This is a genomic window from Streptomyces sp. BE303, from assembly GCF_036290945.1.
Lineage (GTDB): Bacteria > Actinomycetota > Actinomycetes > Streptomycetales > Streptomycetaceae > Kitasatospora.
The window spans coordinates 22735-38892 of the sequence record NZ_JAQYWZ010000654.1; the positions used below are offsets into that span (position 1 = coordinate 22735).

Genomic DNA, 16158 nt, shown 5'->3' on the forward strand with positions numbered 1-16158 from the left:
GCCGGGCCCCGGCCCGCGTGGGGGTCGGGCCGGGGCGGGCCTCCTCGGGACGCTACGCCGGGTTCGCTTCCGGCAGGTACGGGCGCGGTTAACGGCCGGTAAGCCGGGCGCCGCCGGGGCCGCGGCGACCGGCGGACCACCCCCGCGACCGGTCGCCGGGGCCCGCGGCGTCAGACCTGGTACTTGGCGATGTGCTCCCCGGTCTGCAGGCCCAGCTCGCGCCGGATCTCCACGGTGCCCTTGTCGCTCCTCGCGAGCAGCGCGTCGGCGCGCCGCACCTCGCGCTGCAGCGTGGTGTCGTCGACGGACCTGCCCGCCGCGTCCCAGATGTTGGCGGCCTCCAGCTGTACCGCCGCCAGCTCGGCCAGCTTCGGCTTCACGCCCGCCGGCCAGACCGCCGTGGGGCTGACGACGTCCGCGGCCTCCTTGCGCGACGCCGCGGCCATCTGCACGGCCCACGTCCGGTAGGCGGCCGGCTGGAGGGAGACCTCCGCGGGCGGCCGCTTCGCGTACACCCGCTCGTAGGCCCGGGCGGCTTCGAGGTAGGCGAGCTGGGCCGGGTTCAGACTGCCCCGGTCGGTGCGGACGGTGCCGAGGTGCTCGGCGCGGGCGTCCTCCAGGACGCAGATGACCTCGTGGTCGCCCGCCTGCCAGTTGTCCCGGCCCGGGTAGTACTCGGACGGGTTCATGCCCTCGGGCACCGCCCAGAAGTCGAGGGCGTACGCGTCGCGGACCGGCCGGCAGAGCTCGATCGCGCGGTCGCGCACGGCGGTCTCGCCCGGGTACTCGGAGCTCCCCTCGTCGGGCATCGGGACGATCCCGGCCACCTCGCCCTGGTGCGGGGCCGAGCAGGGCTTCTTGAGCACCCAGTAGACGACGCCCGGGGAGCCCTCCGCCGCGTCGGACCCGGGATCCGCCCGGGTGAAGCAGTCACCGGTACGCAGCGACCCCCAGGACACCGCGCCGGCCGGCCGTGACGGCTGGTCCCTCTCGCGTTCCTCGGCCTGGATCCCGAGGACGGCGAACCCGATGAACGCGACCAGGGTGACGATCACACCGAACACGCCGAGGACCAGGCCGGTGACCGCCATGCCCCGGCCGCGCTGGTTCCGCTTCGATATCCGGACCAGCGCGACGATCGCGAGGACGAGGGCGGGCGGCCAGAGGCAGAACAGGCCGGTGACCAGGGCGGCGACGGCGAAACCGCTGGTGCCCGTGGGGGCCGGCGTATAGGCGAACCCGGGCTGGTACCCGGAGATCGCGCCGGGCGGGACGGCCCCCCAGCCGGACGGCTGCGGGGTGGCGGGCGGCAGGTCCGTACCGGGGGCGGCCGGAGCGGCCGGCGTGGTCGCGCGGGCGCCGTTTCCCGGGGCGGCCCACGGGTCGGCGGGGGCGACCGGAGCCGCCCAGGGGTCGGCGGAGGCGGCGGGGGCGGCAGCGGCCGGAGCCGCCCCCGGGTCGGCGGGGACCGTCTCCTGCGCCGGCGGGCCGGCGGCGGCCAGGGGCTTCATCAGTTCGACCCGCGGGTCCGCGGGCCGAGCCGCGGGCGGGGCCACCGGTTCGGCCGCCGGTTCGGCCACCGCGTCATCCACCGCCTCGGCCGGGAGCCCGGCCGCAGGCGAGACCGCGGTCTCGGGCCCGGCTGGGACCGCACGCTCGGGCCCGACCGCGGGCTCGGGCTCGGGCTCGGGCTCGGGCTCGGGCTCGACCGCCGGTCCGGCAGCCGCGCCGGCCGTCGGCTTGGTCAGCTCAACCCGCAGGTCCGCGGGCGGCGGAACGTCGTCGGGCTCGGGCTTGGACACGTACGACTCCCCCGGCCCGCAGGTCACGGGCCCTACTCGGCAGTTCGGTCGGAAGAGCCCACGGGGCGAACCGCCGCGATCGGAGAATCGCCGCAGTCACGGCGGATCCGTGGGAACAGGCGCGCGACTCTACCCGATCTTGAGGAACGGCCACCCGTGCGCGTCCCGCCCGCCGCCCCTGTCCCTCGGGCCGGCCGCCCGGGGGCTCACCCCCGGGCCAGGACCTCTCCGTGCAGCATCGCGAACCAGCCGTCCTCGGAGGCCACCCACTCCCGCCACCCGGCCGAGATCCGCTCCAGCTCGGCCTGCTCCGCGTACCCGTCGGCCACCGCCGTCCGCGCGATGCCGGAGGACACGACCCGGTCGGCCCACAGTCCGCCCCACCACTCGCGCTGCTCGGGCGTCGCGTACGTCCAGGTGCCGGACGTCGCGGCGACGTCGGTGAACCCCGCCTGCCTAGCCCAGGACAGCAGCCGCCGACCGGCGTCCGGCTCGCCGCCGTTGGCGCGGGCGATCCGCCGGTACAGGTCCAGCCAGCGGTCCAGTTCGGGCGACTCCGGGTACCAGGTCATGGTCGCGTAGTCGACGTCCCGGACCGCGACCACGCCGTCCTCGGCGACGACCCGGCGCATCTCCCGCAGCGCTCCCACCGGATCGGTGACGTGCTGCAGCACCTGGTGCGCGTGGACGACGTCGAACTCCCCGTCCGCGTAGGGCAGTCGGTGGACGTCTGCGACCTCGAAGACGACGTTGGCCGACCCGCGTCCGGCGACGTGCCGGGCGGCCTCCTCCAGCACCTCGGCGGAGGTGTCCACGGCCACCACCCGGCCCTTGGGGCCGACCAGTTCGGCCAGGTCGGCGGTGATCGTGCCGGGCCCGCATCCGACGTCCAGCACGACCTGACCGGGCCGCAGTTCGGGCTGCAGGTAGGCGGCGGAGTTGGCGACGGTCCGGGAGCGGTGCGAGCGCAGCACGGGCTCCTGGTGGCCATGGGTGTAGACGGCGGGCTTCGGTGCGGTCACGGTGACGTCCCCTTCGGGTGCGATCGGCTCCTCGACGCCTCCGACGCTACTCCTCGTCCCGCATGACGAGAAGAATCGTCTCACATCGCGAACGCCTCGCGGCACACGGAGGCCCCCGCCCGCACGCGGCGAACGGGGGCCCGATCGGGCTGCGGAGCAGGTCAGTTGAGGGCGAACCAGGTGGTCCGGGACTTCTTCCACTCCGGGTGGGAGAGGTCCTTCGCCTCGGTGCCGTCGCCGTACAGGTCGGCCGAGCCGTCGTCGGTGATCAGCTGTGCCCGGGCGCCGGGGACGGTGAGGTCCGGGACGTCCACCACGGCCTCCCAGCCGCCCGCGTCGGTGGTCGGCAGGTCGAGCAGCTTGACCGGCTGCGAGCCGGGCTGCCCGTCCCAGCGGTAGAGCGCGTACGGGTCGGAGTTGTCGTCCGCCGCCCAGGATCCGGCCACGATCAGGTACTGGCCCAGGGCGTTGCGCCGCAGGTCTCGGACGGCCAGCCCGCCGAGGTTCAGCTCGATCGGCTCGCCGAACGTCGCGTGCACCGAACCCCCGGGCAGCGAGGAGAAGTTGGTGACCGGCACGATCAGCGCCCGGCCGCCGGTGACCGCCGGGGTGAGCGGCGCGCGGAAGCCCACGTAGGCCGTGGTGCTGCTGCCCGGCGCGAACTCCAGCCCCTCCACGTTGAACCCGTCGATCTGCTTGGGCACCTCGCCGGACGCCGCGCCCGCCGCGAAGCCGTAGCGGTCGCCGTGGGCACGGTCCCAGGCGATCAGGTCGGCCCGCAGGCCCTTGTACGAACCGGCGAGCGCCAGCTGGGTGCCGGCACCCGAGCCGGTGACGGCGGTGGCGAAGACGGTGTGCCGGTCCGCCTTGATCTCGCCGTCCTTGTTGTTGCCCAGCGAGCCGGTCCAGTAGATCGTGTTGCCGACCCGGGTGGCGCCCTCGATGTCGATCTCCTTGGAGACGCCGAGCGCCGAGCCGAAGTCCCAGGTGCGGACCGGCGCACCGGAGGCGTTCCGGTCGTACAGCCGCAGCACGTTCGACTCGTCGTCGGCCACCACCACGTACCCGCCGCCCGCGTCCACCGCCGCCGAGGCGTCGCTGGAGCCGGTCAGGTAACGGCTCTCGGACGCGAACTGCACCGTCGGCGAGGCCGCGTAGTGCAGCGTCTTCGACGCGGTCTTGCCTCCCAGGCCGGTCACCTTCACGGTCAGGTCGGTGTAGCCGACGCCCCGCGCGGCGACCGCGAGAGTACGGGCCGCGCCGGTGCCGGCGACGGTGACGTCGCCGGTCCGGGCCACGGTGCTGCGGGTGCTCGCGGTGGCGGCCACGGTCAGGGCGGAGGCCGCGGCGCCGCTCTGGGCCACCGTCACGGTGACGGTCGGGTCGCCGGCGGCTCCGACCGCGCCGGACAGGTAGGCGGCGGAGAGCGTGATCGTCGGCGTGCCGTAGGACGCGGCGGAGACGGGCCCGGCCGGCAGGGCGAGCAGCGGCAGCCCGGCCGCGGCGACGGCGAGCGGCAGCAGGCGGCGGGAGGAACCGGACGGACGGCTGGAGCGGGACGGACGGGACACGGTGACAGCCCTTCGACGTGGGGCGGTGCGAGGTCCGGACCAGGGTGGGGCCCTTCGGCGAACGGCGCCCCGACAGCAGCGGGCCACCGGGCGAACACCGCCCCTCGCGCGGACCCTCCCGCCCGCCGGGGCCGTACCGTGGACGGGCACCCGACAGAACGGTTCCACGATGCCCGCCCCGCGCCCCTTCGTCCTGCTGAGTGCCGCGATGTCACTCGACGGGTACCTCGACGACGCCTCCCCCGAGCGGCTGCTGCTCTCCGGCCCGGCCGACTTCGACCGGGTCGACGCGGAGCGCGCCGCGTGCGACGCGATCCTCGTCGGCGGCAACACCCTGCGGGCGGACAACCCCCGGCTGCTGGTCAACGACCCGGACCGGCGGGCCGCCCGGCGCGCGGGCGGCCGCCCCGAGTACCCGCTGAAGGTGACGCTCAGCGCGAGCGGGCGGCTGGACCGGTCGCTCCGGTTCTGGCACACCGGCGGCGAGCGGCTCGCCTACACCACGGACCGGGGCGCCACCGCCCTGCGCCCGGAGCTGGCCGGGCTGGCCGAGGTCGTGGCACTCGGTCCGACGGTGGAGCTGGGCACGGTGCTGGACGACCTCGGCGCGCGCGGGGTCCGCCGGCTGATGGTCGAGGGCGGCAGCGGGGTGCACACCCAGTTCCTGGCCCAGGGCCTGGCCGACGAGCTCCACCTGGTGGTCGCGCCCCTGCTGGTCGGTGACACGGACGCCCCGCGGTTCGTCGGCCCGGCGGCGTTCCCCGGCGGATCGGCGCACCGGATGCGACTGCTGGAGGCCCGTACGGTGGGCGACGTCGTCCTGCTCAGGTACGCCCCGAAGGAGTCCGCCCCGTGACCGACCCCCGCCCGTCCGCCGACCTCGTCTTCCTCCGCCGGGCGGTCGAGCTCTCCCGCCGCTGCCCGCCCTCCGCCACCGCGTTCTCGGTCGGCGCGGTGGTCGTCGGAGCCGACGGCACGGTGCTGGCCGAGGGCTGGAGCCGCGAGACGGACCCGCACGACCACGCCGAGGAGGCCGCGCTCGGCAAGCTCCCGGCCGGCGACCCCCGGCTCCGCGGCGCGACCGTCTACAGCTCGCTGGAGCCCTGCGGGCAGCGCGCCTCCCGCCCCGTGCCCTGCGCCCGGCGGCTGATCGCGGCCGGGGTCCCGCGAGTGGTGGTGGCCTGGCGCGAGCCGTCCACCTTCGTCGCCGACACCCGGGGCGCGGCGCTGCTGGAGGCCGCGGGGATCGAGGTCGTGGAGCTGTCCGAGCTGGCCGAAGAGACACGGGCGGTCAACGCCCACCTGGTGAGCTAAGCTTTTGTATCCTTATTAAACAATCAGCTCACCTTTCTCGGTCCTGACCGATCCGCCCCGCGAGGAGCCGCCCCATGCCCGCCGCCCCCGTCTCCTTCACCACCCGCGCCCTCCTGCTCGACATGGACGGCACCCTGGTCAACTCCGACGCCGTGGTCGAACGCTGCTGGCACCGCTGGGCCGACGGGCAGGGTCTGGACCCGGCCGAGGTCCTCGCCGTCGCCCACGGCCGCCAGGGCCACGCCACCATGGCCGCCCTGCTGCCCAACCGCCCGGTCGAGCTCAACCTCGCCGACAACAACCGGATGCTCGCCGAGGAGAAGGCCGACACCGACGGCGTCGTCGCGATCCCCGGCGCCCCCGCCTTCCTCGCCGCCCTGGCCGGCCTCCCGCACGCCCTCGTCACCTCGGCCGACGAACCGCTCGCCGCCGTCCGGATGGCCGCCGCCGGCCTGCCGCTCCCGGCCGTCCGGGTCACCGCCGAATCGGTCGGCGCCAGCAAGCCCGACCCGGAGGGCTTCCTCAAGGGCGCCGCCGCCCTGGGCTTCGCCCCCGCCGACTGCCTCGCCTTCGAGGACTCCGGGGCCGGCATCGCCGCCGCCCGGGCCGCCGGCGTCCCCGTCGTCGGCATCGGCCCGCGCGCCGGCGCCCACGGCCCCGCCGCCCACGCGGCCACCCTGGAGACGGTCACCGTCACCCCCGGCCCGGACGGCACGATCACCGTCACCGTGGGCTGACGAGGGCCCCGGCACGGGGCCCGTCCGCAAACGGGCGAGGGGTCGGCCCCCGAGGCCGGCCCCTCGCGACCTCGGAGGTCACCACGCCGCCGACACGCCGCCACCCCGGGGAAGTCGACACCGGGTCGGCGCGGGAACCAGCCAGGGGCCCGCCCCCGAGAGAGCGGACCCCGTCCGACCTGCGCAGTCGACAGGTCAAGCTAGCTCAGAGCAGTGCGCTCACACGTTGAAGCGGAACTTCCACCACAACGCTGCGACCTGCGGAAACGTTGATCCTGGCGGTCCAAGTCAGCACGGAATCAGCACGGTGGGACGACCTTCACCAGAGGACGATCAGTAGTGATAGCGAGCAGCGAGGATGATGATCTCCTCACCCGTGACCAGGTAGACGAGGCGATGCTCGTCGTCGATCCGCCGTGACCAGGCGCCAGCCAGGTGGTACTTCAGCGGCTCGGGCTTGCCGATCCCGGCGAAGGGATCACGGCGAGCGTCCTCAATGAGCTTGTTGATCCGGGCGAGCATCTTGCGGTCGCTCTTGCGCCAGGACGTGTAGTCCTCCCAGCCCTGATCCTCGAAGACGAGCCTCACGCGTCGCCCTGCCCCGCATCCGCCGCATCGGGGTCGATCAGTTCGCGCTCGGCGAGGTTGATGCGACCGAGAGCGTTTTCGTACGCCTTGAGCAGGCGCCGGGCATTGGCGGGCGAGCGCAGCAGATAGGAGCCCTCGCGCAGGGCGGCGTAGTCCTCGGCGGATACGAGGACGGCATTCCCGTGCTTGGAGACGATCTCGATGGCCTCGTGATCGTCATTGACTTTCTTGATGAGCGGGAAGAGATCCTTGCGGGCCTCGCTCGCAGTGATGGACATGGCAGGAAACCCTTCGAGAGTGGTACCAAATAACGTACCACTCACGGCGATCGCCAGTGGGGCATTCAGCGCGATACCGACCCGGAGAAGTCAGCACCAGGTCAGCACGGGAACAAGTCAGGGGCCCACCCCCGAGAGAGTGGACCCCATCCGACCTGCACAGTTGACAGGTCATCTAACGCAAAGTATGCGAATCGTCACACGTTGAAGCGGAACTCCACGACGTCGCCGTCCTGCATGAGGTATTCCTTGCCCTCGATGCGGGCCTTGCCCTTGGCGCGGGCCTCGGCGATGGAGCCGGTCTCGACCAGGTCGGCGAAGGAGATGATCTCCGCCTTGATGAAGCCCTTCTGGAAGTCGGTGTGGATCACACCGGCCGCCTCGGGGGCGGTGGCGCCCTTCTTGATGGTCCAGGCGCGGGCTTCCTTGGGACCGGCGGTGAGGTAGGTCTGCAGGCCGAGGGTGTCGAAGCCGACCCGGGCGAGGGTGGCCAGGCCGGGCTCCTCCTGGCCCATGGACTGGAGGAGCTCCAGGGCCTCGGCGTCGTCCAGCTCGATCAGCTCGGACTCGATCTTGGCGCTGAGGAAGATGGCCTCGGCCGGGGCGACCAGCGCGCGCTGGGCGTTCTTGAAGTCCTCGTCGGCCAGCTCGTCCTCGTCCACGTTGAAGACGTAGAGGAAGGGCTTGGCCGTCAGCAGGTGCAGCTCGCGGATCGGGGTGGTGTCGAAGCCGGCCTCGAAGAGGGTCTTGCCGGTCTCCAGGATCGCCTGGGCGGCCTCGGCGGCGGCCAGGACGGGGGCGGTCTCCTTCTTGAGGCGCGCCTCCTTCTGGAGCCGGGGCAGGACCTTCTCGACGGTCTGGAGGTCGGCCAGGATCAGCTCGGTGTGGATGGTCTCGATGTCGTCCTTGGGCGACACCTTGCCGTCCACGTGCACGACGTCCGGGTCGGTGAAGGCGCGCACGACCTGGCAGATCGCGTCGGACTCACGGATGTTCGCGAGGAACTTGTTGCCGAGGCCCTCGCCCTCGCTGGCGCCGCGGACGATGCCCGCGATGTCGACGAAGTCGACGGTGGCCGGGAGGATGCGCTGCGAGCCGAAGATCTCGGCGAGCTTGGTCAGCCGCTCGTCCGGGACGCCGACGACGCCGACGTTCGGCTCGATGGTGGCGAACGGGTAGTTGGCCGCCAGCACGTCGTTCTTGGTCAGGGCGTTGAACAGGGTCGACTTGCCGACGTTCGGCAGGCCGACGATTCCGATCGTGAGCGACATGAAGCGCAGTCCCGTGGGCTTGGAGGAGTTGGGCCGGCCCCGGACGGGCCGATCCCCCAGTCTACGGGCAGCGGGTCAGGCGTCGGCCGCCGCCGGCGAGGGCCCCGGCGGGGACGTCGAACCGCACGCGGTGGAGTTGTTCGAAGCCGAATCCGCCGCCCGTACGAACCCCCGGTGAAGTTGAGCGACGATCACATCAGTACTCCGTCCGGAGACACGGAACAAGGCCCGGAGACCCATTACACAGTGTGGCGATGATCGGACCGTACGTTGGGTGGGTGGAGCAGCGCATCCGTACCCAGCCGCCAGGGCCCAGACGCCGACCGCCGAACGGCGCGGCCGGGGCCGCCGTCCCCGGGCCCGGGCGGGCCCCCGAGACCGCCGACGGGCCCGCCGGGAAGCCGGACGGGAGGGGCGGCGGGAAGCCCTCGGCGAAGGGCACCGGGAGGGCCGCCGGGAAGGCCGCGCTCTCCTCCCGGCTACGCCCCGTGTCCGGCCCCCCGGGGCGCGCCCGGATCGCCGGCCGGCTCTACGGACGGCGGCGGACCGGCCGGCCGACCCGGCTGACGGCCGTCGGCACCGGGGTGGCCGCGCTGGTGACGACCGTCGCGGTCGCCGGCCTGGACCGGCTGGCCTTCGGCGGTCTCGGCGTCCTGTTCGGCCTCGGCTACCTGGCGATCTGCTTCCAGCTGGCCGTCCGGGTCCGGTTCGCCGACCTGCTGGCCGCCCCGATCAGCGGCCCGATCGCCTTCGCCGTCGCGATGCTGCTGTTCGGTCCCGTCACCTCGTCCGGCGTGACGGCCCAGGTGGTGGCGCTGGCGACCAACCTGGCCACCCGGGCCGGCTGGCTGTTCTCCGGCACCGGCCTGGCCGCGGTGATCGTGCTCGCCCGGTTCGTGGCCCAGCACCGGATCCACCGCGCGCGCTGAGGAGTGGGAAGCCGATTCCCACCGGTTTCCCACTTCTCGGCCCGCCTCCCGCACGGTCCCCGGCACGAGCTCCCGGCCCGCCTTCACGGCCCGCCTTCACGGCCCGCCTTCACGGCGCGGGCGGCCGGTTCGCGCGGCGGCCGGTCCGGACGGTCAGGCGGAGGCCCGCGCCGCCGCCATGGCCGCGCCGACGATCCCGGCGTCGTTGCGCAGCTCCGCCGGGACGACCCGCGCCTCGCGCCCGCGCAGCAGCGGCAGGAACTTCTCGTGCTTGCGGCTCACCCCGCCGCCGATCACGATCAGCTGCGGCGAGAACAGCATCTCCACCACGTCCAGGTACTCGTCGACCCGCCCGGCCCACTGCTCCCAGTTCAGCCCGTGCCGCTCCTTGGCGGCCGAGGAGGCGCGCCGCTCGGCGTCCTTGCCGCGCACCTCCAGGTGGCCGAGTTCGGTGTTGGGCACCAGGGCGCCGTCCACGAAGAGGGCGCTGCCGATGCCGGTGCCGAAGGTCAGGACCAGCACCACGCCCTCCTGGTCGCGGCCGGCGCCGTGCGTGGTCTCGGCGAGACCGGCCGCGTCGGCGTCGTTGAGCACCACCGCGGGCAGGTCGAGCGCCTCGCGGAAGAGGCCGGCGGCGTCCACGCCGATCCAGCCCTTGTCGACGTTGGCGGCGGTCCTGGTCTGTCCGTTGACGACCACCCCGGGGAAGGTCAGGCCGACCGGTCCCCGGTGGTCGAAGTGTCTGACCACCTCGCGGACGGCGGCGACCACCGCCTCGGGCGCCGAGGGCTGCGGGGTGAGGACCTTGTGCCGCTCCTCGGTGAGCACCCCCCGGCCGAGGTCGACCGGGGCCCCCTTGATGCCCGATCCGCCGATGTCCACACCGAATACCGCCGTCATGTCCGACTGCCCTCCGCCGAAGTTGTCCACAGACCTGTGCATGGTTGTGCACAAAACTACGAGAGGCCCACCCGCCCCGCACAGCAAAGACCCGGTACCCGTCCGGGTACCGGGTCTCCCGGGCGTGCTGCGGTCGGTCAGAGCTTGCCCGCGGCCTCCGCGCGCAGGTCGCGGCGGAGCTCCTTGGGCAGCGAGAAGATCAGGTGCTCCTCGGCGGTCTTGACGGTGGAGACGTCGTCGTAACCGCGCGCGGCCAGGTACTCCAGGACGCCGTCGACCAGGATCTCCGGCACCGAGGCGCCGCTGGTCAGGCCGACCGTGGTGACGCCGTCCAGCCAGGACTCCTGGATCTCCTCGGCGAAGTCCACCAGGTGGGCGGCCTTGGCGCCGTACTCCAGCCCGACCTCCACCAGACGGACGGAGTTGGAGGAGTTCTTGGAGCCGACCACGATCAGCAGGTCGGTCTCGGGGGCCATCTGCTTGACGGCCACCTGGCGGTTCTGGGTGGCGTAGCAGATGTCGTCGCTGGGCGGGCTGACCAGCAGCGGGAAGCGCCGCTTCAGCTCGCCGACGGTGGCCATGGTCTCGTCCACCGAGAGCGTGGTCTGGGAGAGCCAGACGACCTTGGACTCGTCGCGGACCTGGACCTGGGCGACGTCCTCGGCGCCGTCCACCAGGTGGATCCGGTCCGGGGCCTCCCCCATGGTGCCGACGACCTCCTCGTGACCCTCGTGGCCCACCAGCAGGATGTCGTAGCCCTCGTCGGCGAAGCGCACGGCCTCCTTGTGCACCTTGGTGACCAGCGGGCAGGTCGCGTCGACGGTGGCGAGCTTGCCGGCCCGGGCCTCGTCGTGGACGGAGGGTGCGACGCCGTGTGCCGAGAACACCACGATCGAGCCCTCGGGCACCTCCTCCGTCTCGTCGACGAAGATCGCGCCCTTCTTCTCCAGGGTCTGCACCACGTACTTGTTGTGGACGATCTGCTTGCGCACGTAGATGGGTGCCCCGTACTGCTCCAGGGCCTTCTCGACGGCGATCACGGCGCGGTCGACGCCCGCGCAGTAGCCCCGGGGGGCGGCGAGCAGGACACGGCGCTGCGCGGTGTTGGACGACATGGCTCCATCGTACGGGCGGAGCCGTGCCGCGCCGACGTGAGCCGCCTTCCGGCCGGAATCGGTCACGGGTGCTCAAATGTGGAAGCTATGAGCGAGCGAGTCGAGTCCGGCGGGCTGCGGCGCAGCCTGAGCGTCCGCGATCTGATGGTCTACGGGCTGCTGTTCATCGCCCCGATGGCCCCGGTCGGCGTGTTCGGGGTGCTGGACGCCAAGAGTCACGGCGCGGTCGCCGCCGTCTACCTGGTGGCGACCGTCGCGATGGGTTTCACCGCCTTCTCGTACGCCCAGATGGTGCGGGCGGTGCCGCAGACCGGATCGGTGTTCGCCTACGCACGGGCCGGGCTCGGCGAGGGGCCGGGGTTCATCGCCGGCTGGATGGCGATGCTCGACTACCTGCTGATCCCCGCGGTCGCGTACCTCTTCTCCGGCATCGCGCTGAACTCGCTGGTCCCGGACGTCTCGCGCTGGGTGTGGACGGCGCTGGCGGTGGTGGTCACCACCGCGCTGAACCTCGCCGGGGTGCGGACCGCGGCGGTGGTCGGCTTCGCGGTGCTGGCCATGGAGATCGCCGTGCTGGCGGTCTTCGTGGTCGCGGCGGTGGTGGTCCTCGTCCGGGACGGCGCGCAGCGCGGCTGGGCGACGCCGTTCACCGCGGTCGGCGACTTCTCGGCGGCGGCCGTGCTCTCGGCCGTCTCGGTGGCCGTCCTCTCGTACCTCGGCTTCGACGCGATCGCGACCTTCGTGGAGGAGGCGGTCGGTGCCTCGGCGGCGGTGGCCAGAGCGGTGCTGTGGTGCCTGGTGGTGTCCGGGGTGCTGTTCGTGACGCAGACCTACCTGGCGGCGCTGCTGGAGCCGCTCGCCCCGCAGCAGCTGGCGGCGGACCCCGCGGCCCAGGGGTCGGCGTTCTACGACACGGTGGAGAGCGGGGTCGGGCACTGGCTGCACGTCTTGGTCGCGGCGAGCAAGGCGATCGGCGCGGCCTTCGCGGCGCTCGCCGGGCAGGCCGCGGCCGCCCGGCTGGTCTACGCGATGGGCCGGGGCGGGCGGCTGCCGCGCTTCCTGGGCGTCGTCGACCCGAAGACCGCGGTGCCGCGCCGGGCGCTGCTGGTGGCGGCGGCGATCACCCTGGCGGCGGCGGTCTGGGCGGCCGGGCGCGACGACGGGCTGGACCGGCTGACCTCGGTGGTGGACGTCGGGGCGCTCACCGCGTTCGCGCTGCTGCACGCCTCGGTGGTGGGCTGGTACGCGGTCAAGCACCACTCGCGGGACTGGCTGCGGCACGTCGTGGTGCCGGTGCTGGGCGTGGTGGTGATCGGGGCGGTGGTGTTCGAGGCTTCGGGGACGGCCCAGGTGGTGGGGCTGGTCTGGCTGGCCGTGGGATTCATGGTCCTCGTCGTCCAGGGCGCCTCCGGCGCGGGCATCCGCCGCTGAGTCCCGCGCCCGGCCGGGGGCGCGGCGTCCCGGCGCGGCGTCCCGGCGCGGTGTCCCGGCGGGGGCGCGGTGTCGGCGGCGGTCCGGGCGGCCGGACGCGACGACGGGGTGCGGTGTCGCCGGGCGCCGCTAGCCTCGTACGCATGGCCAACCCCAGTTCCCCCGAAGCACCGATCCCGGTCGGCAAGGTCTCCGCGCTGATCGGGAGCTGGATCGACCGGCTCGGCGCGGTCTGGGTGGAGGGGCAGATCACCCAGCTCAGCCGGCGCCCGGGCGCGGGCGTGGTGTTCCTGACGCTGCGCGACCCGCAGGCGGACGTCTCGCTCACCGTGACGTGCTTCCGCTCCGTCTTCGACCAGGTCGCGGACGCCGTGCAGGAGGGGTCGCGGGTGATCGTGCACGCCAAGCCGGAGTGGTACGCCGCGCGCGGACAGCTCTCGCTGCGGGCGGCGGAGATCCGGTTGGTCGGGCTGGGCGAGCTGCTGGCCCGGTTGGAGCAGCTGAAGCGACGGCTGGCCGGCGAGGGCCTGTTCGCGGCGGACCGGAAGAAGCCGCTGCCGTTCCTCCCGCAGTGCGTCGGGCTGGTCACCGGCCGGGGCTCGGCGGCCGAGCGGGACGTCCTGGAGAACGCCCGGCGACGCTGGCCGGCCGTCCGCTTCGAGGTCCGCAACGTGCCGGTGCAGGGCGTCAGCGCGGTCGAGCGGGTGAGCGCGGCGGTGCGCGAGCTGGACGAGCACCCCGAGGTCGACGTGATCGTCGTGGCCCGGGGCGGCGGCAGCGTGGAGGACCTGCTGCCCTTCTCGGACGAGGGACTGGTCCGGCTGGTCGCCGCCGCCCGGACACCGGTGGTCAGCGCGATCGGGCACGAGCCGGACCAGCCGCTGCTGGACTTCGTCGCCGACCTGCGCGCGTCCACGCCGACCGATGCGGCCAAACGGGTGGTCCCCGACGTCGGCGAGGAGCTGGCCAGGATCCGGCAGCTGCGCGACCGGGCGCGGCGGCACGTGGTCGGCCGGGTGGACCGGGAGCAGCACGGGCTGGACGGCGTGCGCAGCCGCCCGGTGCTGGCCGCGCCGCACCGGATGCTGGACGGCCGCGGTCAGGAGGTGGCCGGTCTGCTGGAGCGGGCCCGGCGCACGCTCGGGCACCGGCTCGACCACGCGCAGACCGACCTCGGGCACACCCTGGCCCGGGTGGTCGCGCTCTCCCCGTCGGCCACCCTGGAGCGCGGTTACGCGGTGCTGCAGCGCGGCGACGGCACGGTGGTGACGGATCCGGCGCAGGTCGCGGCCGGCGAGGGACTGCACGCGCGGGTCGCGGGCGGCGGGTTCGACGTCACGGCGGCGGGCGGCGCCGGGGGGTAGCGGCAGGGCCGGCGGGGGACGCGGCGGGCGGGTCCCCGCGCTGTCGGCCCGGCCCCCTACGCTGGCTCCCATGGCAGATCAGGAGCAGGACGCGACGACGTCTCCGGCCGCGGCCCCCGTCGCGGACGACGCGCTGGGGTACGAGCACGCGCGGGACGCGCTGCTGGAGGTGGTCCGGCAGCTGGAGAACGGCGGCACCTCGCTGGAGGAGTCGCTGGCGCTGTGGGAGCGCGGCGAGCAGCTGGCGAAGGTCTGCCAGCGCTGGCTGGACGGCGCCCGGGCCCGGTTGGACGCCGCCCTGGCGGCCGGGGAGGACGCCCCGGAGGGCCCGCCGTCCGGGGAGTGACACAGGTCACCTGGAACCCGGGGAACAGTTGAATCTTCACTCATGTTGGGACCGAATGACCGGCGGGAGCCGGTCACGCGACACGGACCCCGTTCCTTCCTCCCCATGAGGTGCAGAAGCACATGACCACCGACGCCCTGGTTCTCGACGCCGCCGCTCAGGACCTCCTGTTCCGCGAGGCCCGCACCGCCAACACCTTCACCGACGAGCCGGTCTCCGACGAGCAGATCCAGGCCATCTACGAGCTGGTCAAGTTCGGCCCGACCGCGCTGAACCAGCAGCCGCTGCGCGTCGTCCTGGTCCGCTCCACCGAGGGTCGCGAGCGCCTGGTCCAGCACCTGTCGGACGGCAACAAGGCCAAGACCGCCGCCGCGCCGCTGACCGCGATCCTGGCCGTGGACAACGAGTTCCACGAGGAGCTGCCGACCCTGTTCCCGCACTTCCCGCAGGCGAAGGACGCCTTCTTCGGCGAGCGCCCGGTCCGCGAGGCCTCCGCCCTGATGAACGGCGCCCTGCAGGCCGGCTACTTCATCGTCGGCGTCCGCGCCGCCGGCCTGGCCGCGGGCCCGATGACCGGCTACGACGCCGAGGGCATCAACAAGGAGTTCTTCTCCGACGGCGAGCACTCGGTGCTGGCCGTGGTGAACATCGGCAAGCCGGGCGAGGACGCCTGGTACCCGCGCTCCCCGCGCCTCTCCTTCGAGCAGGTCGTCACCACCGTCTGAGCCTGACGGAGACGACGAGAAGGGCCCCGCACACCGGTGCGGGGCCCTTCTCGTCGTCCGGGGAGGCCCTGCGGCCCGCGGCCCCACCGCTCCGGGTGGAGCGGGGCCGGCGGGGCGGGGCCGGCCGGCGGGCTACTTGAGCGCCTGCGCCAGCTCCGCCAGCTCCTCGTAGGAGGCGGTACCGGTCAGGACGGTGGTGCCGCCGCCCTCCTGGACGGCGATCGCACGGGACTTGGCGCCCTGCAGCCGCTCCCAGGTCCGGCCGGCCACCTCCGCGGTGCCGTCCGGCTTGCCGCCCGCCACCGCGGAGTCGAGCACCGCGTCACGCGGGGCGTCGCTCTGCTCCACCGCCGCGTACTGGCCGGACGGGGTGACGAAGCCCAGGTGCCAGGCGTTGCCCTTGCCGCCGCCGAGCGACGCCGGGTTGTAGGACACCGACGTGGCCCGCCACTGCGCGGGAAGGCCCTCCGGGGAGAGCAGCGGGTACGGCGCGGCGCGCTTCGCCGAGGCCGCGGCCACCTTGTACTCGACCGTCCGCACCCCGTCGCCGCCCGCGTCGTGCGGAAGGAACAGGTACCCGACCCAGACCACCGCGCCGACCGCCAGCATCGACAGGACCATGTCCCGCACGGTCTGCCGGCCCCTCATGCCCTTGCTCTCTCCTGCCACCCCCACATGGTGACTCATCGACCCCCCGCGGGCACCACCCGGGGGTATCCGCGTACGGGTGAACGGGGGCCGGACCTGCCGGTCCCGTCGGCCCGT

The 16158-nt window shown here is 73.7% G+C and carries 15 protein-coding genes and 1 pseudogene; 7 read left to right on the plus strand and 9 right to left on the minus strand.

From position 1 onward, the window contains the following. Positions 1-170: 170 nt before the first annotated feature. From PUR56_RS15415 to PUR56_RS15425, 3 genes are all read right to left on the minus strand, one after another. Positions 171-1802: a DUF4190 domain-containing protein gene (locus PUR56_RS15415; RefSeq protein ID WP_329949332.1), complete on the minus strand. Its 1632-nt coding sequence runs from the start codon at positions 1800-1802 to the stop codon at positions 171-173. A gap of 206 nt (positions 1803-2008) precedes the next feature. Further along, complete coding sequence (locus PUR56_RS15420; RefSeq protein ID WP_329949333.1) at positions 2009-2824, minus strand: methyltransferase domain-containing protein; 816 nt, start codon at positions 2822-2824, stop codon at positions 2009-2011. Between the two features lie 161 nt (positions 2825-2985). Next, positions 2986-4317: a hypothetical protein gene (locus PUR56_RS15425; RefSeq protein WP_329949353.1), complete on the minus strand. Its 1332-nt coding sequence runs from the start codon at positions 4315-4317 to the stop codon at positions 2986-2988. 247 nt (positions 4318-4564) lie between these two features. Between PUR56_RS15425 and PUR56_RS15430 the strand changes: the two are divergent. Together PUR56_RS15430 and PUR56_RS15435 are read left to right on the plus strand one after the other, a co-directional pair. Next, positions 4565-5709, plus strand: a pseudogene (locus PUR56_RS15430) (dihydrofolate reductase family protein). A gap of 74 nt (positions 5710-5783) precedes the next feature. Beyond that, positions 5784-6446 (plus strand): HAD-IA family hydrolase, encoded by a 663-nt coding sequence (locus PUR56_RS15435; RefSeq protein ID WP_329949334.1) that lies wholly within the window; start codon positions 5784-5786, stop codon positions 6444-6446. A 333-nt stretch (positions 6447-6779) separates the two neighbouring features. On the opposite strand, the gene PUR56_RS15440 is transcribed toward PUR56_RS15435, so the two are convergent. The 3 genes from PUR56_RS15440 to ychF all read right to left on the minus strand — a co-directional run bounded on the left by PUR56_RS15440 (position 6780) and on the right by ychF (position 8583). Then, the gene (locus PUR56_RS15440) at positions 6780-7034 is read right to left on the minus strand and encodes a Txe/YoeB family addiction module toxin (protein ID WP_329876216.1); all 255 of its coding nucleotides are present in this window, start codon (positions 7032-7034) and stop codon (positions 6780-6782) included. Then, positions 7031-7312 carry a type II toxin-antitoxin system Phd/YefM family antitoxin gene (locus PUR56_RS15445; RefSeq protein ID WP_329876214.1) on the minus strand — a complete coding sequence of 94 codons (282 nt, stop codon included), beginning with the start codon at positions 7310-7312 and terminating at the stop codon, positions 7031-7033. Before PUR56_RS15445 ends, PUR56_RS15440 begins: the two co-directional genes overlap by 4 nt. A 197-nt stretch (positions 7313-7509) precedes the next feature. After that, positions 7510-8583: a redox-regulated ATPase YchF gene (gene ychF, locus PUR56_RS15450; protein WP_329876211.1), complete on the minus strand. Its 1074-nt coding sequence runs from the start codon at positions 8581-8583 to the stop codon at positions 7510-7512. 278 nt (positions 8584-8861) lie between these two features. Between ychF and PUR56_RS15455 the strand changes: the two genes are divergently transcribed. Next, positions 8862-9512, plus strand: a complete 651-nt coding sequence (locus tag PUR56_RS15455; protein ID WP_329949335.1) for a DUF6542 domain-containing protein — start codon at positions 8862-8864, stop codon at positions 9510-9512. Positions 9513-9665: 153 nt separating this feature from the next. Here PUR56_RS15455 and ppgK read toward each other — a convergent pair whose 3' ends face one another. Further along, a complete protein-coding gene (gene ppgK / locus PUR56_RS15460) occupies positions 9666-10454 on the minus strand; it encodes a polyphosphate--glucose phosphotransferase (RefSeq protein WP_329949336.1) in 789 nt (262 codons plus the stop codon). 95 nt (positions 10455-10549) lie between these two features. Further along, positions 10550-11527 carry a 4-hydroxy-3-methylbut-2-enyl diphosphate reductase gene (locus PUR56_RS15465; protein ID WP_329949337.1) on the minus strand — a complete coding sequence of 326 codons (978 nt, stop codon included), beginning with the start codon at positions 11525-11527 and terminating at the stop codon, positions 10550-10552. 87 nt (positions 11528-11614) lie between these two features. Between PUR56_RS15465 and PUR56_RS15470 the strand changes: the two genes are divergently transcribed. The 4 genes from PUR56_RS15470 to PUR56_RS15485 all read left to right on the plus strand — a co-directional run bounded on the left by PUR56_RS15470 (position 11615) and on the right by PUR56_RS15485 (position 15393). Further along, on the plus strand, positions 11615-12958 hold the full coding sequence (locus PUR56_RS15470) for an APC family permease (protein WP_329949338.1): 1344 nt from the start codon (positions 11615-11617) through the stop codon (positions 12956-12958). A 143-nt stretch (positions 12959-13101) separates the two neighbouring features. Further along, positions 13102-14322 (plus strand): exodeoxyribonuclease VII large subunit, encoded by a 1221-nt coding sequence (gene xseA / locus PUR56_RS15475; protein WP_329949339.1) that lies wholly within the window; start codon positions 13102-13104, stop codon positions 14320-14322. A 70-nt stretch (positions 14323-14392) separates the two neighbouring features. Then, positions 14393-14668 (plus strand): exodeoxyribonuclease VII small subunit, encoded by a 276-nt coding sequence (locus tag PUR56_RS15480; RefSeq protein WP_329949340.1) that lies wholly within the window; start codon positions 14393-14395, stop codon positions 14666-14668. A gap of 122 nt (positions 14669-14790) precedes the next feature. Further along, positions 14791-15393 carry a malonic semialdehyde reductase gene (locus tag PUR56_RS15485; protein ID WP_329876198.1) on the plus strand — a complete coding sequence of 201 codons (603 nt, stop codon included), beginning with the start codon at positions 14791-14793 and terminating at the stop codon, positions 15391-15393. A gap of 132 nt (positions 15394-15525) precedes the next feature. On the opposite strand, the gene PUR56_RS15490 is transcribed toward PUR56_RS15485, so the two are convergent. Continuing rightward, positions 15526-16062, minus strand: coding sequence for a DUF4245 domain-containing protein (locus PUR56_RS15490; RefSeq protein ID WP_329949341.1), 537 nt, complete (start codon positions 16060-16062; stop codon positions 15526-15528). Positions 16063-16158 lie beyond the last annotated feature (96 nt).